The sequence below is a fragment of the Paraburkholderia sp. GAS42 genome, from assembly GCF_050436565.1.
GTDB lineage: Bacteria > Pseudomonadota > Gammaproteobacteria > Burkholderiales > Burkholderiaceae > Paraburkholderia.
In genome coordinates, this window is the sequence record NZ_JBNDML010000016.1 from 143,183 (window position 1) to 163,902 (window position 20,720).

Annotated in this window: 17 protein-coding genes; 9 read left to right on the top strand and 8 right to left on the bottom strand. The window is 60.7% G+C overall.

The window, feature by feature from the left end; all coding sequences use genetic code 11:
- The first annotated feature begins 101 nt into the window (after nucleotides 1-101).
- Nucleotides 102-1,418: a putative hydroxymethylpyrimidine transporter CytX gene (cytX, locus tag P3T16_RS23220; RefSeq protein ID WP_429344024.1), complete on the top strand. Its 1,317-nt coding sequence runs from the start codon at nucleotides 102-104 to the stop codon at nucleotides 1,416-1,418.
- Nucleotides 1,419-1,565: 147 nt separating this feature from the next.
- Here cytX and speB read toward each other — a convergent pair whose 3' ends face one another.
- On the bottom strand, nucleotides 1,566-2,558 hold the full coding sequence (gene speB, locus P3T16_RS23225; RefSeq protein ID WP_429259613.1) for an agmatinase: 993 nt from the start codon (nucleotides 2,556-2,558) through the stop codon (nucleotides 1,566-1,568).
- Nucleotides 2,559-2,755: 197 nt separating this feature from the next.
- Between speB and P3T16_RS23230 the strand changes: the two genes are divergently transcribed.
- Nucleotides 2,756-3,685 carry a LysR family transcriptional regulator gene (locus P3T16_RS23230; RefSeq protein ID WP_429344025.1) on the top strand — a complete coding sequence of 310 codons (930 nt, stop codon included), beginning with the start codon at nucleotides 2,756-2,758 and terminating at the stop codon, nucleotides 3,683-3,685.
- Here P3T16_RS23230 and lolA read toward each other — a convergent pair.
- The gene (lolA, locus tag P3T16_RS23235) at nucleotides 3,675-4,391 is read right to left on the bottom strand and encodes an outer membrane lipoprotein chaperone LolA (RefSeq protein ID WP_429259611.1); all 717 of its coding nucleotides are present in this window, start codon (nucleotides 4,389-4,391) and stop codon (nucleotides 3,675-3,677) included. The two genes, P3T16_RS23230 and lolA, sit on opposite strands and share 11 nt — an antisense overlap.
- Nucleotides 4,392-4,503: 112 nt before the next feature.
- Nucleotides 4,504-6,819, bottom strand: coding sequence for a DNA translocase FtsK (locus P3T16_RS23240; RefSeq protein WP_429344026.1), 2,316 nt, complete (start codon nucleotides 6,817-6,819; stop codon nucleotides 4,504-4,506).
- Nucleotides 6,820-7,155: 336 nt separating this feature from the next.
- Here P3T16_RS23240 and trxB point away from each other — a divergent pair, with 336 nt between their 5' ends.
- From trxB to P3T16_RS23270, 6 genes are all read left to right on the top strand, one after another.
- Entirely contained in the window at nucleotides 7,156-8,157 is a 1,002-nt protein-coding gene (gene trxB, locus P3T16_RS23245; protein ID WP_429344027.1) for a thioredoxin-disulfide reductase, read from the top strand.
- A 186-nt stretch (nucleotides 8,158-8,343) separates the two neighbouring features.
- The gene (locus P3T16_RS23250) at nucleotides 8,344-9,129 is read left to right on the top strand and encodes a Smr/MutS family protein (protein WP_429344028.1); all 786 of its coding nucleotides are present in this window, start codon (nucleotides 8,344-8,346) and stop codon (nucleotides 9,127-9,129) included.
- Nucleotides 9,130-9,142: 13 nt separating this feature from the next.
- Entirely contained in the window at nucleotides 9,143-9,763 is a 621-nt protein-coding gene (locus tag P3T16_RS23255; RefSeq protein WP_429344029.1) for a trimeric intracellular cation channel family protein, read from the top strand.
- Nucleotides 9,764-9,948: 185 nt separating this feature from the next.
- A complete protein-coding gene (locus P3T16_RS23260; protein WP_154562600.1) occupies nucleotides 9,949-10,221 on the top strand; it encodes a hypothetical protein in 273 nt (90 codons plus the stop codon).
- Nucleotides 10,222-10,633: 412 nt separating this feature from the next.
- Nucleotides 10,634-11,809, top strand: a complete 1,176-nt coding sequence (locus P3T16_RS23265) for a porin (RefSeq protein ID WP_168435791.1) — start codon at nucleotides 10,634-10,636, stop codon at nucleotides 11,807-11,809.
- Between the two features lie 69 nt (nucleotides 11,810-11,878).
- Entirely contained in the window at nucleotides 11,879-12,958 is a 1,080-nt protein-coding gene (locus P3T16_RS23270; RefSeq protein WP_154562604.1) for a hypothetical protein, read from the top strand.
- A 469-nt stretch (nucleotides 12,959-13,427) separates the two neighbouring features.
- Here the strand turns inward: P3T16_RS23270 and P3T16_RS23275 are convergent, their stop codons facing one another.
- The 5 genes from P3T16_RS23275 to P3T16_RS23295 all read right to left on the bottom strand — a co-directional run bounded on the left by P3T16_RS23275 (nucleotide 13,428) and on the right by P3T16_RS23295 (nucleotide 18,705).
- On the bottom strand, nucleotides 13,428-13,781 hold the full coding sequence (locus tag P3T16_RS23275) for a hypothetical protein (protein ID WP_429344030.1): 354 nt from the start codon (nucleotides 13,779-13,781) through the stop codon (nucleotides 13,428-13,430).
- Nucleotides 13,782-14,246: 465 nt separating this feature from the next.
- Nucleotides 14,247-15,365: an ABC transporter ATP-binding protein gene (locus tag P3T16_RS23280; protein WP_429254530.1), complete on the bottom strand. Its 1,119-nt coding sequence runs from the start codon at nucleotides 15,363-15,365 to the stop codon at nucleotides 14,247-14,249.
- Nucleotides 15,366-15,497: 132 nt separating this feature from the next.
- Nucleotides 15,498-16,355, bottom strand: coding sequence for a carbohydrate ABC transporter permease (locus P3T16_RS23285; RefSeq protein WP_429254531.1), 858 nt, complete (start codon nucleotides 16,353-16,355; stop codon nucleotides 15,498-15,500).
- Complete coding sequence (locus P3T16_RS23290) at nucleotides 16,345-17,286, bottom strand: carbohydrate ABC transporter permease (RefSeq protein ID WP_429254532.1); 942 nt, start codon at nucleotides 17,284-17,286, stop codon at nucleotides 16,345-16,347. The genes P3T16_RS23285 and P3T16_RS23290 overlap by 11 nt, the downstream gene beginning before the upstream one ends.
- 171 nt (nucleotides 17,287-17,457) lie before the next feature.
- Nucleotides 17,458-18,705: an ABC transporter substrate-binding protein gene (locus P3T16_RS23295; RefSeq protein ID WP_429344031.1), complete on the bottom strand. Its 1,248-nt coding sequence runs from the start codon at nucleotides 18,703-18,705 to the stop codon at nucleotides 17,458-17,460.
- Between the two features lie 516 nt (nucleotides 18,706-19,221).
- Between P3T16_RS23295 and zwf the strand changes: the two genes are divergently transcribed.
- A complete protein-coding gene (gene zwf, locus P3T16_RS23300) occupies nucleotides 19,222-20,685 on the top strand; it encodes a glucose-6-phosphate dehydrogenase (RefSeq protein WP_429254534.1) in 1,464 nt (487 codons plus the stop codon).
- Nucleotides 20,686-20,720 lie beyond the last annotated feature (35 nt).

The window sequence follows — 20,720 nt, forward strand, 5'->3', positions numbered from 1 at the left end:
CGCCCGCGCGCGGCACAATACAGTCATGCGGTTTCGAATCGAAGCGCGCGCAGTACACAATCACATCACTACAAATCAGCGACACAGAGGGACATCACTCGATGGCAAACGATCCACTCACCGGCGAAGCCGGCTCCACTTACGCTCCGCTTACACCGGTGCCCGATTCGCGGCGCGCGTTCCGCACCGGCGATGCCTTCGCGCTGTGGTTTTCGCTCGGCATCGGCCTGCTGGTCGCGCAGGCGGGCGCGTTGCTCGTGCCCGGGTTGTCGCTGCCGCAGGCGCTGGCCGCGATCGTCATCGGTAGCGCGATCGGTGTCGTGCTGCTGGCGCTGGCTGGCGTGATCGGCACGGATACGGGGCTGGCGGCCATGTCGTCGCTGCGGCCCACGCTCGGTGTACGCGGCGCGTCGGTGCCGGCCGTGCTGAACGCGGTGCAGCTCGTCGGCTGGGGCTCGTTCGAAATCATCGTGATGCGCGATTCGGCGGAAGCGCTGGCCAAACAGTCATTCGGTTTTTCGATGCCGCTCATCTGGACCGTGATCTTCGGCGTGATGGCTACGCTGCTCGCGATCAGCGGGCCGCTTTCGTTCGTGCGGCGATTCCTGCGCACGTGGGGCATCTGGCTGCTGCTCGCGGGCGCTGTGTGGCTCACGTGGAATCTGCTCGCGAAGCAGGATCTTGCCGCGTTGATGCGGCGTCCGGGCACGGGTGAGATGCCGTTTGGCGGCGCGATCGATCTTGTCGTCGCGATGCCGCTGTCGTGGTTGCCGCTGATCGCGGACTACACGCGCTTTGGCCGTCGGGCAGGCGAAACGTTTCGCGGCACGCTGCTCGGTTTTGGCATTGCGAATATCTGGTTCTATGCGCTCGGCGCCATCTATGGCCTCGCGGCCGGCGGCGGCGACGCGCTGCTGACCACGGCGCTCGCGCAGGCTGGCGGCGGGCTCGCGCTGCTGCTGATCCTGATCGACGAAATCGACAACGCGTTCGCCGATGTTCATTCGGCGGCCGTCTCAACCGGCACGTTCTGGACACGCATGAGCGTGCCTGTGTTGTCGGCTGCGTTTGGCGCAGTGTGTACGTTGATTGCGCTGGCCATCCCGATGGCGAAGTACCAGAACTTCCTGCTGCTGATCGGCTCCGTATTTGCGCCGCTGTTCGGTGTGGTGCTGGTGGATCACTTCATCGTCCGGAAACGTCGTATCGATGCCGCCGTGATCGGCGATATGCATGGCCGCTACGGGTTCTCGGGCGGATGGCACGTGAGCGCGTTTATCGCGTGGGCGATCGGCATTGCCGCCTATCAGGCGATCAATCAATGGCTGCCGAATCTCGGCGCGACGCTGCCCGCGCTCGCGATCGGCGCGCTGTGCTACCTCGCGTTTGTGTCGGCGCGGCGCGAAGCGTACGCGTAAATAGAAGCAGAAAGGCCCGCTCGATGCGGGCCTTTCTGCTTCTGCAGCGGGTGTGATGAAGCACGCGCTCGCGTTACGCCACAAACGCATCCATAACCACAGATGCCCTCGCCGCGCGCAACCCTGAATGCAACATCAGCGCAAACCTCACCGCGTCGCCGGCCGATACTCAACGCCTGGCAGCACGCACAGCAACTCATACGCGAGATTCGCACCGAGCAGCGCGGTCGTACCGAACGGATCGTACGGCGGCGCAACCTCAACCAGATCGCCGCCGACAATGTTGAGCCCATGCGAGCCGCGGATGATTTCAAGCGCCTGCGGCACAGTCAGCCCGGCGATCTCCGGCGTGCCCGTACCCGGCGCAAACGCCGGATCGATACCGTCGATATCGAACGTGATGTACACGGGCCCATCGCCCATCCGTTCGCGCACGCGATTCATCAACGGCGCCAGTGACTGGTTCCAGCACGCTTCCGCCTGCACGACTTCGAATCCCTGATCGCGGCACCAGTCGAAATCTTCCGCCGCGTAGCCCGTGCCACGCAGACCGATCTGCACCACACGCGACGTATCCAGCAAACCCTCTTCCACCGCTCGACGGAACGGCGTGCCGTGAGCGATCTTCTCGCCCATCATCGTGTCGTTGACGTCCGCGTGTGCGTCGACGTGAATCAGCCCGACCTTGCCGTATTTGCGATGAATCGCGCGCAGAATCGGCAGCGTGATCGTATGATCGCCGCCCAGCGTGATCGGCTTCGCGCCGTGCTGAAGAATCTCGTCGTATGCAGTCTCGATGCGCGAAATCGAATCGAGCAAGTTGTACGGATTGATCGCCACGTCGCCGATATCCGCAACGCGCAGCGAATCGAACGGCGCAGCGCGCGTCGCCATGTTGTAAGGACGCAGCAGCACGGATTCGGAACGGATCTGACGCGGACCAAAACGCGCGCCCGTCCGGTTCGACGTACCAAGGTCGAACGGCACGCCGACGAAGCATGCATCCAGCCCTTCAGCCGACTCGACGTACGGCAGACGCATCATCGTCGTGATGCCGCCGCAGCGGGCCATCTGGTTGCCGGAGAGCGGTTGCGGGCGGTCGACGTTGGCGTCGGGGAAAACGAAGGCAGAAGGTTTCATCGTGGTTCGCCAATGAAAGAGATACAAAAGAAACGAAAGGGATCCGATTTACATAGGGCAAACCCGATAAAGCCAGAACCCGGTTGATTCTTCATTCTTGTGCACTTTTCAGGAAGATAAAATACGAACAGAATAAACTTCACATCGATCTCCATCGATGTTTAATCGCCAGGCCAGCGCCACACACGGCAAAACCCATGTTCTCGCAACTCACCGACCTCGATCTGCGCCTGATTCGCGTGTTTCTTGCGATTGTCGACGCCGGCGGCGTCACAGCCGCGCAGGCCTCACTCAACATTGGCCAGTCGACCATCAGCACCCAGCTCGCGACGCTCGAAACGCGCCTCGGCTACCGCCTGTGCGACCGCGGACGCGGCGGCTTCAGCCTGACCGCGCGGGGCGAGCAGTTTGTCGACGCGTCGCGCACGCTGCTGTCGGCGATGGAAACGTTCGGGATGCAGGCGCGCAACGTCGGCAGAAAGCTGGTCGGCACGCTTGGAATCGGCATGATCGGTCACACGCCGGTGGCGGCGAGCGCGCGGATCAGCGAGGCGATCCGGCGATTCCGCGCGCGCGACGAGTCGGTGCGGTTTTCGATTCTGGTGCGCTCGCCGGGTGAACTCGAAGAACTGCTGCTCAGCGACCGCATTCAGGTAGGAATCGGCTATTTCTGGCACCGCGTGCCATCGCTGGAATACACGGAAATCTTCGCTGAAGACCAGTTCGCGTATTGCGCGAAAGATCATCCGCTGTTCGCGCAGGCGGGCCACGTCGATCCGGCCGAAGCGGCGCAGCACGAATGGGCGTGGCGCAGTTATCCACTGCCCGAAGCAGGCAGTTCGACCACGTCGCAGAACGTGACGGCCGTCGCCGACAACATGGAGGCGGTCGCGATGCTCGTGCTGTCAGGCTGCCATCTCGGCTATCTGCCTGAGCACTACGCTGCGCCGTATCTGAAGGAAGGGTTGCTCGCCGCGTTGAATCCGCAGCAGATGCGCTACCGCGTCGCGTTTCACATGGTCACGCGGGCACGGCAGCATCGGACGGATATCGTCGAGGCGTTCATCGACGATATGCGCGCCGCCCATCCGTCGAGCGGCGCGCAGGAAAACCCGATCAGCCGTTGATCACATCCGCGCCCTTCGGCACCGTGAACTTGAACTGGTTCGGCGACAGCGGAGGATTCTTCTGGATATTCGAGAACGTCAGCAACGTGACGTTGCCGAACACGTCGTGCAGTTCCATCGCTTCGAGATTACCGTCGCGAAAGCCGATACCAACGCGCTGAAACTGCGTGTCTTTGGACTTCGGCGTCAGTTCGAGCCAGTCGATGCCGTCTTTCACGCCCGCGTCGCGCAACGTGAAGTTCTTGTCCAGATCGTTGCTGCCGAACAGGATCGCCGCCGGGCTCGCGCCGAGCGCGCCGCCCAGCGTGCGCACCGTGACCTGGTTCAGGTCCTTGTCGTAGACGTAGAGCTTGTCGCCGTCGGCCTGCAGCACCTGTTCATACGGCTTCTCGTACGACCAGATGAACTTGCCGGGCCGCGCGAACAGGAACGTGCCGCTCGCCGTGCCGCCCGACTTCGACATCGTCATCGCGCCGCTCGCGCCCTGCGCGCTGCTCGGCGCCTTCACTTCGCGCTGGACGAACGTGCCGCGCGCCGCGTGGACCTGCGCCACAAACGCCTTCAGCTGCTCCGTACCGCTCGCAAACGCCTGCGACGCGAAAAGCATCGACGCGCCAATCGCGACGCCGCCGACGCCTTTAACCAGCCCGCGAATCAACGAACCCAAACCCCGAGGACGGGCATTCAGCCCGACGTTGTGCTGCATATCATTCTCCATGGAAGGAACCGGAAGCCGACGCGGCGGTGGCGGCACAACCAGCGTCATGCCAGCGCCACGCCGCATATCGATTGTCGCGGATAAGCGGATCAGAACAGGCTCAATCGGCCTCGCGCACCGGCACGAGAATCTCGCGATTGCCGTTCGACGACATCGCCGAGACAATCCCCGACTGCTCCATCTGTTCGAGTAGCCGCGCGGCGCGGTTGTAGCCGATGCGCAGATGCCGTTGCACCAGCGAAATCGACGCGCGACGGTTTTTGGTGACGATTTCGACCGCCTGGTCGTAAAGAGGGTCCGACTCGCCGCCGGCCGCTCCGGTTCCCGCAGCGCCTGCGGAACCTTCATCGCCCTCGCCGCCAACGCCGCCTTCGAGGATGCCCTCAATGTAGTTCGGCTCGCCCTGCTCCTTGAGCTTGTCGACGACGCGATGCACTTCCTCGTCCGACACGAACGCACCGTGCACGCGCACCGGCAGCCCGCTACCCGGCGGCAGATACAGCATGTCGCCCATACCGAGCAGCGATTCCGCGCCCTGCTGGTCGAGAATCGTGCGCGAGTCGATCTTCGACGACACCTGGAACGCCATCCGCGTCGGCACGTTGGCCTTGATCAGGCCGGTGATGACGTCGACCGACGGACGCTGCGTAGCAAGAATCAGGTGAATACCGGCCGCGCGTGCCTTCTGCGCGATCCGCGCGATCAGTTCTTCGACCTTCTTGCCGACCACCATCATCAGGTCAGCGAGTTCGTCGATCACGACGACGATGTTCGGCAGCCGCGTCAGCGGTTCGGCGTCGTCCGGCGTCAGGCTGAACGGATTCGGAATCTTTTCTTCGCGCTTCGTCGCTTCGTCGATCTTGTTGTTGTAGCCGGCGAGATTGCGCACGCCGAGCTTGCTCATCAGCTTGTAGCGGCGCTCCATTTCGGCGACCGCCCAGTTCAGCGCGTGGCCGGCCTGCCGCATATCCGTGACGACCGGACACAGCAGATGCGGAATACCTTCGTAGACGCTCATTTCGAGCATCTTCGGATCGATCAGGATCATGCGGACCTGGTCGGCGCTCGCCTTGTACAACAGCGACAGGATCATTGCGTTGATCCCGACCGACTTGCCCGAGCCGGTCGTGCCGGCCACCAGCAGGTGAGGCATCTTCGCGAGGTCGGCGCAGACTGGCTTGCCGCCGATGTCCTTGCCGAGGCCCATCGTCAGCGGCGAAGCCGCGTCGGCGTACACCGCGGAGCCGAGAATCTCGGACAGCGTCACCGTCTGGCGGCGCTGGTTCGGCAATTCCAGCGCCATGAAATTCTTGCCCGGAATCGTCTCGACGACGCGGATCGACACCAGCGACAGCGAACGCGCCAGATCCTTCGCGAGACCGACGATCTGGCTGCCCTTCACACCCGTCGCCGGCTCGATTTCGTAGCGCGTGACGACCGGCCCCGGATAAGCCGCGACCACGCTCACATCGACGCCGAAGTCTTTCAGCTTCTTCTCGATCAGCCGCGACGTGAATTCGAGCGTATCGGCGGAAATGGTTTCCTGCGCGACCGGCGCGGCGTCGAGGAGCGAGATCGGCGGCAGCGTGGAATCGCCCGGCAGATCGGTGAAGAGCGGCACCTGACGCTCTTTCTCGACGCGCTCCGATTTCTCCGGCTTCACGACCGGCGGCACGATCATCACCGGCTCGTGTTCCTCGATGCGCACGCGGCCCTGCTCGACCTTGCCTTCGCGTTTGACGGCCGCCGCTTCGCCGAGCTTGCGGTCGCGGCCCGCTTCGCGGCGCAGCTTCGCGAACGTGACCGCGGAAATGATCGATTCGCCGACGCGTTCACATACCGACAGCCACGAAAAGCGGAAATACAGCGACAACCCTATCGCGAGCACGATCAGGAGCGCGAGCGTGCCGCCCGTGAAGCCGAGCGCGTGCGACACGCCATGCGCGACCGCTTCGCCGATCACGCCGCCCGGCGCGCGCGGCAACTGCACCTTGAGCGACCACATGCGCAGCGCCTCGATGCCGTCGCAGGCGAGCAGCACCAGCACGAAGGCGAACGCTTCGGCGAGCCAGCTGTTGTCACGCGGCGCGTCTTCGTCGATGGTTTCGTGCTGGGTGATGCGGCGATAGTTGGCGGAAATGCGCCGCGCCAGCAGGACGACCCACCAGTACGCGGACAAACCGAAGAGGAGCAGGAGGATATCGGACGTCCAGGCGCCGACGCGGCCCGCCCAGTTGGCGATATGGTCGACCTGGGCGGCGTGGGTCCAGCTGGGATCGCGGCGGGTATAGCTGACGAGCGCCATCAGGAGGAAGACGCCGAGCGCGACCTGCAAGATCCAGCGGATTTCGGTGAAGAGGCGCGACATGCGATGCGGCAATGCCTGCGCGTTCGCGGAATAGGTAGCTTTTGCCATTGATCCTGTAGCGTGTGCGGCCCGGAACGGGTTGCCGGAGACGCTCCGGCCGCCGTTCATTCGATGCGGCCTATTGTAAACGCAGTGTTGCACGCACGGCTGTAAATGACGGTAACCGTCCACGGGAGCCGTTCACGGGGCGCAACGGTCAGGAAAATCGCCGGAAACGGGCGGAAAGGGGTCAAAAAGCGCAGAAAGCTATCGCGCCGATGACAAAGCTTCATGAAGCAGCCCCTTGCCCCGCCCTTTATAATGCCGGACGAACACCCATCTACTGTTTCGACAAGTCACCCGGCATCGCACTGGCGAGCCCGACGCTTTTTACGGATTTCGATCATGCCCGCACCCACCAAACACGCCAAGGTTCTGATTCTCGGTTCCGGCCCTGCCGGCTACACCGCCGCTGTCTACGCCGCACGCGCCAACCTGTCGCCGGTGCTCGTCACGGGCATGGCCCAGGGCGGCCAGCTGATGACCACGACCGACGTCGAAAACTGGCCGGCCGATGGAAACGGCGTGCAGGGTCCGGAGCTGATGCAGCGCTTCCTGGAGCATGCTGAGCGCTTCAACACCGAAATCATCTTCGATCACATTCACACTGCCAAGCTGGACGAAAAGCCTATTCGCCTGATCGGCGATTCGGCTGAATACACGTGCGATTCGCTGATCATCGCGACCGGCGCGTCGGCGCAGTATCTCGGCCTGCCTTCGGAAGAACTGTTCATGGGCCGCGGCGTGTCCGCCTGCGCGACCTGCGACGGCTTCTTCTACAAGCAGCAGCACGTCGCCGTGATCGGCGGCGGCAATACGGCCGTTGAAGAAGCGCTGTATCTGTCCGGCATCGCGAAGAAAGTGACCGTGATCCATCGCCGCGACAAGTTCCGTGCCGAGCCGATCCTGATCGACCGTCTGCTGGAAAAGCAGAAGGAAGGCCTCGTCGACATCAAGTGGAACCACGTGCTCGACGAAGTGAAGGGTAACGAAGGCGGCGTGAACGGTCTGCGCATCAAGAACATCAAGACCGATGAAACGACCGATCTCGAACTGCAGGGGCTGTTCGTCGCGATCGGTCACAAGCCGAATACGGACATCTTCGAAGGCCAGCTGGAGATGAAGAACGGCTACATCATCACGAACGGCGGCCTGACCGGCAACGCGACGGGCACGAGCGTGCCGGGCGTGTTCGCCGCCGGCGACGTGCAGGATCACGTGTACCGTCAGGCGATCACCAGCGCCGGCACGGGCTGTATGGCCGCACTGGATGCGCAGCGTTATCTGGAAAGCATCCACGACGAAACGATCGGCGAACATGTGATGAGCGCCGAAGCAGACCGGTAAAATAGCGTCAGGGCGCTACCCGACGCAGATCAAGGGCCGCGGCCGCGAGGCACGCGGCCCTTTTTGCATCTGGCGCGTCCCTGCTGGCGTCATTTGCATGTCTGTTGCGAACGCCTCGCGATGCCGTCCCTCGTGGAGGCATCGCACGATGATGACTTAACCGCACCTGCCGCGCGACTTACCGTCATGCCGAAAAATCTGCCCCATCCGAACGAACCGAAACGCTCACGTTCTGCTAGTGCCGCCGCGCCGCATGCGGTGGAAACGCCGGTTGCGTCCAAAAAACCGCTGGTCGAGCCTGCTGCCGGGCTGGCCGGCCTCGGCGCGTTGCGTGACGCGTTGAAGGTCGACACGCAAAAGCGCGAGCTCGCGCGCGCGGAGGCCGTACAGGCGAAGCGCGAAGCGTCCGCCGATGCCGACCTGTTCCGCCGCGAGATCGGCTCGGTGGCGCCGCTCGCCGTGCCGCCGCGCGCGACGCTGCCGCGCAACCCGCCTCCCCCGCTGCCCGTCCAGACGAAGCTCGATGAAGAAGCTGTCCTGTATGAAGCGATCTCCGACGAATACGATCCTGAAGTGCTTCTTGAGACCGATGAGACGCTTTCCTACTGTCGGCCTGGTGTGAGCCAGGAAGTCGTGCGCAAGTTAAGGCGCGGTGCCTGGATCGTGCAGGCGCAACTTGATCTGCATGGGATGCGTCGTGAAGAGGCGCGTGAGGCGCTGACTGAGTTCATCCGCGAATCGGTGAAGCGTGGGCTGCGGTGTCTGCGCGTGATTCACGGCAAAGGGTTGGGCTCGGTCGGCAAGGAGCCGGTGCTGAAGGGCAAGGTGCGCGCGTGGCTCGTCCAGAAATCGGAAGTGATCGCGTTCTGTCAGGCCCGTCCGCACGATGGCGGCGCGGGTGCGGTGCTCGTGCTGCTGCAGCCGGGCGCGATGCCCGCGCATCACTATCATCCCAATCAACTCAAAACGTGATGGAGCGTCATTGATGCATCCGAGGCTCACGCTCGCGCTGACCATCATGGAAGCGTTGGCGATTATGGCTTATGTAATTTCCGGGTTTATTGAGGCGAGGACGCGGCGGCTTGATGCGGTTGGGACTTTTTTGGTGGCGATTGCTACGGCTTTCGGTGGTGGGACTGTGAGGGATGTGCTGCTCGAGAGGCGGCCGTTTTACTGGGTCGATCATCAGTATTACGTGGTTGTGATCTTTGTGATGTCGTTGTTTGCGCCTGTGACTTTTAAGGCGATATCGCGGGTCATATCCGAGCGCGTGCTGCTCGTGGCAGATGCGATTGGGTTGGGGTTGTTTAGCGTGTCGGGGACGTCGCTTGCTTTAGACGCTCAGATGCCTTGGTTCACGTCGGTGATGATGGGGGTTTTGACTGGGGTCTTCGGTGGCGTGATTCGTGATGTGGTTTGCAATGAGGTGCCGTTGATTTTGCGGGATTCAAGGCCTTATGCTACCTGCGCGTTTGTTGGGTGCTGGATCTATGTGCTGCTGGATTACGTGAGCTTCGATACGGTTTATAGCGTGTTGATCGGGACTGGGTTCATCCTCATCGCACGGCTTGCGACGTTTAAGTTGAATGTACGGTTGCCGCATTGAGGGGCGGGCAGATGGACTGCTTTTCGGCCGAAGCGGTCACTCACGAAAGCAGGATTTCGCCGGTCTCACAGACGGCAGTGAAATAAATCTACAGCTATTAAGCTGACAATAAGCTTGGGTCTCTTATCCTGATGATGACGCGAAAGCAATTCGCTCACTTCCCTTTTTTTGAATGGAGGCCTGACATGTTGCGTCACATTACTGCCACTACCCGAACCGTTCTTGCCATCACCACCCTGACTGGCCTCGTTGCCATCGATCAGGCCGTCACATCACACCGCAGTTCCGTAAGTGCGCCCAAGCAGACGCAGACGACTCTCACGGATGACGCCAGGGGATCGCCGATGGACGCGGGCAATGCGCCGCTGTCCTCGTTGCAGCTCGCGGTGTTGCTTGAAGGATTCAACTGGCAGGCGCTCAACGATGCCGCACAAGCTGCATACGCGCGCACTCCGTAACGTCAGGGAGGCTCGCCGCACGGCGGGCCTTTTTCACTATTTCGCCGCATACCCGTCAGTGCATGACGCGCTGTCGTCTGCGCGCGTTCACGGGATTGGCGATTTCGTCTGTCGGAACTGAATGCGTTGCGCCTGGTGAACAGCCGATACGCGACGTCATAAAAAGTTCTTATCTCCCACGGCGCACAATCGTATCAGCCAAGCGGTACAAGCCTTCGGTGGAAATCCGGTGCTGCTGGCGATCGAGCAATTCAATGTTGCTCCAAAATTGCGCGGACTGCAAAGATAGACTCGCTCGATCCCTTACCGGATCTTGCGGCGAGGCACCAGACGCAGCGGCGGGGCCCGGAAGGGACGTGCGGTTCCTATGACCCAGAGGAGCCGAATTCCCCCACTTCCGATGGATGATCAAGTGAAAGTCAATTCTCTAATTCTCGCGTCTGCAGCAATGTGGGCCACGGTGGCCCATGCGCAGAGCAGCGTGACGCTATACGGTCTTCTCGATGCCGGCGTCACGTATACGAACAATCAACATGTCAGCGGCACGACAGGTCACAGCAACGTGCAGGCGACCAGTGGCAATCTCAATTCCGACAGATGGGGACTGCGCGGCAGCGAAGATCTCGGCTCCGGTATGCATGCCATCTTCACGTTGGAGAACGGTTTCAGCATCACCAACGGAAAATTGGGCCAGGGTGGCCGTATGTTCGGCCGTCAGGCCTGGGTGGGCCTCGCGACAGACCAGTACGGCTCAGTGACACTAGGGCGCCAATACGATTCGGTAGTCGACTATCTTGGACCCATGAGCCTGACTGGCACGCAGTATGGAGGCACCCAGTTCGCTCACCCGTTTGACAACGATAATCTCGATAACTCGTTTCGCGTCGACAACGCGATCAAGTATGCGAGCGCGAACTATAGTGGCCTGAAGTTCGGCGGCGTCTATGGCTTTTCAAACCAGGCCGGCGCCTTTGCGAACAACCGTCTGTACAGCCTGGGCGCGTCATACAACACCGGTCCGTTGAACGTCGCGGCGGCCTACATGGAGATCAATCAGCCCGGGGTGAATAGTGGCGGCGCCCTGGACGGCACCAGCACGTCCGCCGACGCACCGTTCACCGCGCAACGTCAGCGCGTCTGGGGCGCGGGAGCGAACTATTCGTTTGGCGCCGCAACCGTCGGACTGGTATGGACCCAGACGAAGCTTGACAGTGCGACCACAATCAGCACCGGCTCGCCATCGAGCCCCACGAAGTTCGGCAATGCAAGCGGCCTTAGCTTCAACAACTATGAACTCAATGCGCGCTACGACCTGACGCCGGCGTGGCGTATCTCAGGCGCCTATACATTTACCGATGGCCGCCTGAGCAACGCGACAACGAACGCCAAACCCAAGTGGAACCAGATCAGCCTGCTGAGCGACTATGCGCTCTCCAAGCGGACGGATCTCTATCTCGAAGGCGTGTATCAACATGTCAACGGCGCGAGCGGCACCGTGTTGAACGGTGCGTTGATCAACGGTATTGGCGCGCAGTCGGCGACGAATACGCAAGTTGCGGTCACCGCAGGCATTCGCACCCGCTTCTAACTCCCAGCCCTGACAAGACGCGGCCGTCCCGCCGCACTTCCTCAAGATATCTCATCATCGAAAATGCAAATGATTCAGAAAAAGTTAGTCACCCTGCTGAGTCTGGCCGCGACGCTATCCGCATGCGGCGGCAACAGTTCATCGACGCCCGCCGCGACACCCGCGTCTATAGCCGTCCCTGCTTCAGTGACCGCCGCTCAGTCGGGCTACAAGATTTCGGTCTTTGCCAAGGCGCCCGGCACGCTTTTGCCCGACGATCTCGTCCAGCACGGCAGCAACATCTTCGCCGTTGCGCAAGACAGCAATAACAATCCGGACGGAACGACAGTCGCGGGTACGTCGCCGCAAAGCCAGGTGATCGAGTACGATCTGAACGGCAATGTCGTCAAGACGTTCAACGTACCGGGACACCCGGACGGCATCATGGAGTTCGATTCGCACACGGTGTGGGTCAGCACCAATGAAGACGCGAACCCGCTTTTGATCGTGATCGATACCACGGCCAATACCCAGACAACGCTCGCGCCTGACGTTACGCCGGCACATGGTGGCGGACTCGATGACATGAAGCAGCTCAACGGGGTGGTGTATGTGTCCGCATCGCATCCTACACTGGGAGCCGCTACTGTAACGGCGCCTAAAGGCGTGAGTTCGGTGCCGTCGGCTTATACCGTCACCCTGAATCCGGACAACAAGACGTTTCATCTGACGCCCGCTCTGATGGGCAATGCGGCAGCGACGAACATTGCAACGAATACGCAAGTCATGCTTAACATGACCGATCCGGATTCGATGGCAATCGACCCGGCCGGCAACGTGGTCGTCGATAGTCAGGCTGACGCCGAACTCGTGTTCCTGAAGAACCCTGGTGCGAGTCAGTCGGTGAGCGTGTTGCCGCTTATGTTGTCCGGCAACGCTGCACCGGTGGACGACACGCGTTGGGCACCTTCAGGCAGTTCGTTCATGCTGGTGTCGGACAATAAAACTCAGTTGATCTATCGCATCGATGCAAGCGCTGGCTTTACGGCCGGAACGGCGTACGCCTCCGGCCAGGGCACGCTGTTGCAGCTCAACACTTCGACGGGGGCAATGACGCCGGTCTATACCGGGATGGGTTCCCCGCACGGAATGATCTTTGTAGGCCAGTAGCCGGCCCACTGCTGTCCATTCGGCGCACGCGATGCAGTGCGCTGGATGGGCAGCCGACTCGGACCTCGCGTCGTATCAGATGACACGCTCGAGGCGAGCCCCGCGCTTGGGCACGCTTGGGCCATTGTGTGAAGCAATCGGGTATGGAATTCAAGAAACTCGACCGTCTGCTCCGGGTTGACTCCGGTCTCAGGTCTCGCTCGTAAGCGCCCCTTCACCGAGCGCGGGACAAGACGGCTTGCGAACGTCCGCAATGGCCTGCGGATTCAACCGGTGGATGCAACAGATTGGTGAAATCGTTCGGCGTGGACGGACAATTGGCGTCCACGCCGCTACCTTTCGGTTCCGGCGAGACCCTACTTCAGACCCGCCAACGGATCTGGCGCAGGGCCATCCCGCACGCCAACACGACATCGCTTTCCTCTAGACTGCGAACCGTGGCGATGGCGGCGAAGCCGCCATCGCAGTATCAATGCCTCGTATCCGTAGACGGCCCGACGACAACCTCCCGCGACCCGTTCTTTCCGCGCACGGCGTTCTCCGCCAACAATTGCCCGGCAAGCAGACCCTGAAACAGATCGACGTCCAATTGCGCGTTCGTCTCGGCATCGCTTGCGATCTCTTCGATTGTCAGCAGCAATCGCGCGCGATCCGGCGCGGTCAATTCGCACTCGCCGATCGTGCGTGCTAGCGCCGCGACTTTAGAAAACTCTTTGGTATAACGCTCGCCGGCGAGCAACGCCTTTTCGATCAGCGTTCCGAGCAGATCGGCGTTCTCGTGAGCGAGAACTCTTTGGCGAGAGAAGGTAGCGTTTGATGTCATGGATGTGCCTTTGATAGGGTTATCAAAAGCCCGCCTCCGCTGTCAATCGGGTGAGCGGGCACAAGACGAGGTTGACAGACCGGTCACCTACCAATCCCGGCAGACCACTGGGGTCTCCTCGCCAAGGCCCGCCCATAGACGTGCAGAGGCAAAGACACACGAAGGCTACTTACGTCCGTGCGCCGGTAAGGTTAGCTCAGGCTGTCAAACCCGGCCATCGCTGTGTCGATGGCATCAAAAGTATAAATACGCGCCGCAGACCACCGTTCGCCCGCACAAGCTAAATCGACCAACCCTTGACCAAAAGCAAAGGCCCCAAAACGTCTGCCAACGCAAGGAGCTATCCCCATTTCAACCCACGTCACCAAACAAACGCCTAACCCAAAAAGACACAACCCCGATGCGCCTTGGAACGCATCGGGGTTGTGCTTACTTCTCGCGAAAGCTTGAAGCGATAGCCGTTACTTAGGCAATCCGCTCTTCATTCGAAGGATCAAACAACACGGCCTTCGAAACATCAAACAACAACGTCGTATTAGCCATCGGCTGCGGATTCGAAGCCGGATGCACGCGGCTAACAATCCGCTTGCCGTTCACCTGAGCAAACACCAGCGTATCCGGACCCGTAGGCTCAATAACATCAACCTTAACTTCGATAGGCTGCAGCTTCCCACCTTCGAGGTTATGCGCGTGACGGGCGTCGGTAATGCGCTCGGGGCGCAAGCCCAAAATAACCTCACGCCCAACGTGCGATTTGACCTTACCTGAATCAAACGGCAGATTCAGCACACCGCGCGTCGCGCCGGTATCAAGCTCGATGCCCATACCCGAACCATTCTCAACCAGCTTGCCTTGAATGAAGTTCATCGGCGGCGCGCCAATGAACCCGGCAACAAACAGGTTAGAAGGCGAATCATAAATTTCCTGCGGCGCGCCAAACTGCTGCACCACGCCATCCTTCATGACAGCAATCCGATCCCCAAGCGTCATCGCTTCGATCTGATCATGCGTCACATAAACGATGGTGGTACCCAGACGTTGATGTAGCAGCTTGATCTCAGACCGCATCTCAATCCGCAGCTTCGCATCCAGGTTCGACAAAGGCTCATCGAACAGGAACATCACCGGATCACGAGCCAGCGCACGCCCCATCGCCACACGCTGACGTTGACCACCGGACAATTGCCCAGGCTTCCGATCCAGCAAATGCGTAATCTGCAGCGTATTAGCCACACGATCGACAATCTGCGTCTGCTCAGCCTTAGGCACCTTCCGGATACCCAACCCGAAAGAAATATTCTCGCGCACCGTCATCGACGGATACAGCGCGTACGACTGGAACACCATCGCGATGTCGCGATCTTTCGGCGACAGGTTGTTCACCGTCTTGCCGTCGATCTGGATCTCGCCCTTCGTCACGGTCTCGAGGCCGGCGATCATGTTGAGCAGCGTCGATTTCCCGCAGCCTGAGCCGCCCACCAGAATCAGGAACTGGCCGTCTTCGATGTCGATGTTGACACCCTTCAGAACCGGCACCCCGTTCGGGTAGGTCTTAAACACGTCACGGATAGAAAGGCTTGCCATGCTGTGAATCCTCTAGTCTCTGTACTGCGTCCTGTGCATCCCGCCAGCCACTCAAACTGCACTGGCAAAACGCCTTGTTCGGGCCACCCGCGCGCAACGCGCGCAAAGGCAGCATGCATAATTCCCGATCGATCAGCCCTTCACTGCACCTGCCGTCAGACCGCGCACAAAATAGCGGCCGGCGACGATGTAGACGAGCAACGTAGGCAGCGCGGCGATGATCGCGCCCGCCATATCGACGTTATATTCCTTCACACCCGTCGACGTATTCACGAGGTTGTTCAGCGCCACCGTGATCGGCATCGAATCGACGCCGGAGAACACGATACCGAACAGGAAGTCATTCCAGATCTGCGTGAATTGCCAGATCAGGCAGACCATGAAAATCGGCAGCGAAACCGGCAGCAGGATCTTCGTGAAGATCGTGAAGAAACCCGCACCGTCAATCCGCGCCGCCTTCACGAGTTCAGCCGGAATGCTGACGTAGAAGTTACGGAAGAACATCGTCGTGAACGCGATACCGTAGATCACGTGCACGAGCACGAGACCCGACGTCGTATTCGACAGGCCAAGGAAACCTTCGAAACGCGCCATCGGCAGCAAGATCGCCTGGAACGGAATGAAACAGCCGACCAGCAGCATCGTGAAGATCGGATCCGCACCACGGAAACGCCAGTGCGTCAGCACATAACCGTTGAACGCACCGACGATCGACGAGATCAGCACGGCCGGAATCACCATGCGCACGGAGTTCATGAAGAACGGTTGCATGCCGTCGCAACGCACACCGGTACACGCGCCGCTCCACGCCTTGATCCACGGATCGATCGTCCAGTGGGTCGGCGGCGTCAGCAGGTTGCCGGTGCGCAGCTGGTCGATGTCCTTGAACGACGTCGACAGCATCACGTACAGCGGGAACAGGAAGTACAAGGCAAACAGAACCAGGGCCGCATAAATGACGGCGCGGCTGATCGTCATCTTAGGCTGCATTGCGGGTGCTCCTCGATTCCAGATACATCAGCGGCACGAGCACGGCCACAACAGTCGCAAGCATCATCATCGACGACGCAGCGCCGACGCCCAGTTGCCCGCGATTGAACGAAAACGTGTACATGAAAATAGCCGGCAACGACGACGAAGTACCCGGGCCACCCGCCGTCAACGCGACGACCAGGTCGAAGGTCTTGATCGTGATGTGGCAGAGAATCAGCAGCACGGAGAAGAACACCGGACGCATGCTCGGAATCACGATCTTTCGATAGATGGTGGGCAAGCCTGCGCCGTCCATCTGCGCTGCCTTGAAGATTTCCGAGTCAACGCCACGCAAACCCGCCAGGAACAGCGCCATCACGAACCCAGTGGATTGCCACACCGCCGCCACCACGACGCAGAAAATCGCCTTGTCAGGATCGCCGAGCCAGCTGAACGAGAAGCTCGTCCAGCCCCAGTCGTGGAACACCTTTTCGAGGCCGACGCTCGGCGTCATGATCCATTGCCATGCGGTACCCGTCACGATGAACGACAGCGCCATCGGGTAGAGGAACACGGCGCGCAGCGCGCCTTCGTTGCGGATCTGCTGATCGAGCAGGATGGCGAGGAAGAGACCGAGTCCAATACAGATACCGATGAACGGAATGCCGAACCAGCCAAGATTCGCAGCCGACGTCCAGAACACGTCGTTCTCGAACAGTTCGCGGTATCGGTCAAGACCGACGAATTCGTAGCGTGGCATCAGTCGCGAATTGGACAGCGACAGAAAGCCGGTGATCAGGATAAAACCGTAGACGAAAACAAGGCTGATCAGGACGCTGGGTGCGAGCACCAGCTTCGGAATATAGCGATCGGCCAGCGCCGCCATCGGCGACGTGCGGCGGGTCACGGAAGGCGTCTTCTTTCCGTTTCCGCTGATAGAAGCAGTCACTACTCGACTCCTGCTGAAACTGTGCCGCCGGGTACGTCACGCAGGCAACGCGCGATGTCTGGCAAGCATAGAGGTGACTCAGGGTGAAGCACAGCTAAACCACTCACAAACCGTGCTACAGAAGGATACGCCCGGCGCCTGCGTGGACAGGTACCGGGCGCATCACTTCGCTTACTTCGTCTTCGCTGCCTTCGCGAGCGCTGCAACTGCGCTCTTCGAATCTTGCGTCGAGTTCATGAACTTCGTCACGACGTCCGAGATCGCGCCTGCTGCTGCGTCCGGTTGAGCCATGCCGTGTGCCAGCGAAGGCACATAGCCGCCCGACTTGATCGACACCTGTTCATCAGCGTACGACTTCTTCGCGCAATCGTCGAACTTGTCCATCGACACGCCCAGACGAACCGGGATGGAACCCTTGTTCAGGCTGAACTGTTCCTGGAAGTCCGGCGACATGATCGTCTTCGCCAGTGCCACCTGACCCGGCGTTGCAGCCTTCTGGCCCTTCTGGGCAAAGAACACGAACGAGTCGACGTTGAACGTGTACGACTTTTCCGTACCCGGCACAGCGGCGCAGACGTAGTCCGTGCCCGACTTCTTGCCGGCGTTGGCAAATTCGCCCTTCGCCCAGTCGCCCATGAACTGCATGCCGGCCTTGCCGTTGATGACCATCGCCGTTGCCAGGTTCCAGTCACGGCCCGTGCGGCCCGCGTCAAAGTAACCCTGGATCTTGCGAACCGTATCGAACACGCCAACCATCTTGTCCGACGTCAGCGTCTTCTCGTCGAGGTCGACGATCGCCTTCCTGTAGAAATCCGCGCCCTGCGACAGCACCACGTCTTCCCACAGCGTCAGGTCTTGCCACGGCTGACCACCCATCGCGATCGGCTGGATGCCCGCGGCCTTCATCTTGTCAGCCAGTGCGAAGAATTCCGGCCACGTGGTCGGCGCCTTGCCGCCTGCCTTGTCGAGCGCTGCCTTGTTGATGTACAGCCAGTTCACGCGGTGGACCGAGAACGGAGCGCCAACATAGTGGCCGTCCGCGTGCATGATCTTGTCGATTTCGGGCGGCAGGTTCTTCTTCCAGTCGCCAGCCGCTGCGTCGATCGGTACCAGCACGCCTTGAGCGGCCCAGTCCTGGATCAGCGGGCCCTTGATCTGGGCTGCGCTCGGCGCATTACCCGAAATCACCTGCGTCTTGAGTGCCGTCATGGCAGCCGCACCTGCGCCGCCCGCAACCGCGAAGTCCTTCCACGTGTAACCCTGCTTCTGCATGTCGTCCTTGAGGACGCCAACGGCTTTCGATTCGCCGCCCGAAGTCCACCAGTGCAGAACTTCGACCGACTCGGCCGCCTGAACTGCCGACACGCCACACATCAGACCTGCGGCGCACAGAGCGCCCATGATCGCGCGAAATTTCATTGCTTATCTCCTCCAGACACCTGAACAAAAAACGAATGCCCCTGTAGAGACAGGGTGCGGTGGTTTGGTCAAACAGGCAAAACAGGGCGGTCGAACGTCGGGCAGCCGATGTGTTTGTACATCGCCGGCGCGCCGGTATCCGGCCGCTGGACGCTCAGAAGATGAGTGGTTCGGGATGCAACTGACTGTCTCCTCTTTTGATTTTTGCCTGCCCGCTGTGGCGCGCTGCAGACTCGAGGGCGGACCGCGCAAGGCTTCGGACATCCGCCGCCGCAAGCCCGCCAGGAAAGCCCGGCCGGCGATGCGAAAACACGATGTCCGTTAACATGCAAGGACGCTTCGCTTATTCGGGAAAACGCGCATCTCTCTCGACAGCGCACGCTTTTTTTATCGAATTAGCGTTACCTCTTGATTTGGATTGTAGTTAAACTACAATTCAGTGTCAAAAAAAATTTTATCGGACTACGGTCGCCCTTTTCGCACCACTGGCGGCCCCCATGACATCGACGGAGACTCATGCAAACCGATTCAAGTTTCACCTTCGTTCTCTTCGGCGGAACCGGCGATCTGTCGATGCGAAAAATCCTGCCGGCACTGTATGAAGCGCACCGTGCAGGTGGCATGCTGGCCGAGAGTGGCAAGATCGTGGCGGTCGCGCGTCACGAGGAAGACCGTGAAGGTTATCTGCAGTGGGTCAACGAACACGTCAAGCCGTACGTCTCGAAGAATGGCCTCGATGAAGCCGCATGGGCGAGCTTCGTTGCGCGCATCGACTATGTGAAGCTCGACCTGGGCAAACCCGAAGATTTCGTGCTGCTGCGCGATGCGGTGAAAGACCTGCCCGGCATCCGCGTGTTCTATCTCGCGACGGGTCCGTCGCTCTTCGTGCCGATCTGTCATGCGCTGGCTTCGGTCGGCTTGAACGCGAACGCCCGCATCGTCCTTGAGAAGCCGCTTGGCTATGACCTGCGTTCGTCGAATGCGATCAACGATGCAGTCGGCGAGATCTTCGCTGAAGAACAGATCTACCGGATCGACCACTACCTCGGTAAAGAGCCGGTGCAGAATCTGCTCGCGCTGCGTTTCGGCAATGCGCTGTTCGAACCGCTGTGGCGTCGTGAGTGGGTCGAGAGCATCCAGATCACGATCGCTGAAGAACTCGGCGTCGAAGGGCGCGGCGACTTCTACGACAACACCGGCGCGCTGCGCGACATGGTGCAGAACCATTTGCTGCAGCTGCTTTCGATCGTCGCGATGGAGCCGCCGCATTCGATGGATTCCGATTCGGTCCGTGATGAGAAGCTGCGCGTGCTGCGCGCGCTCAAACCGGTCGATGAACGCGAAATCGGCAAGGTCGCCGTGCGCGGCCAGTATCATGCGGGCGGTATCCGCGGTACGCCGGTGCCGGCCTATGCAACCGAGCCGGGCGTGAAACCGGACAGCACGACGGAAACGTTTGTGGCGCTTAAGGTGGAAATCGAAAACTGGCGCTGGGCGGGCGTGCCGTTCTTCCTGCGTACCGGAAAGCGGCTGGCGGATCGCGTCGCGGAAATCGTCGTGAACTTCAGGCCGGTGCCGCATTCGGCGCTGGGTTCGTCGGCGCTGCGTCCGGGCGCGAACCGTCTCGTGATCCGCCTGCAACCGAACGAAACGATTCGTCTGTACTGTCTTGCCAAGCAGCCGGGCGAAGGGATGAACCTCGCCAGCGTCCACCTCGACCTCGCGTTCGACCAGTTCTTCCGCGAAGGCCAGATGGAGGCGTATCAGCGTCTGCTGCTCGATGTGATCAACGGTCGCCTCGCCCTTTTCGTGCGTCGCGATGAACAGGAAGCTGCATGGCGCTGGGTGGAGCCTATCCTGAATGAGTGGAGCAGCTCGAACAAGCCGCCCAAGCCGTACGCGGCTGGCACGTGGGGACCGGCGGCGTCGAGCGCGATGCTCGCGCAGCATGGCACGTGCTGGCTGGAAGAAGAGAACTGACGTCGCATTCCCGGTAGAGGCGCGTGGAGGTCCAC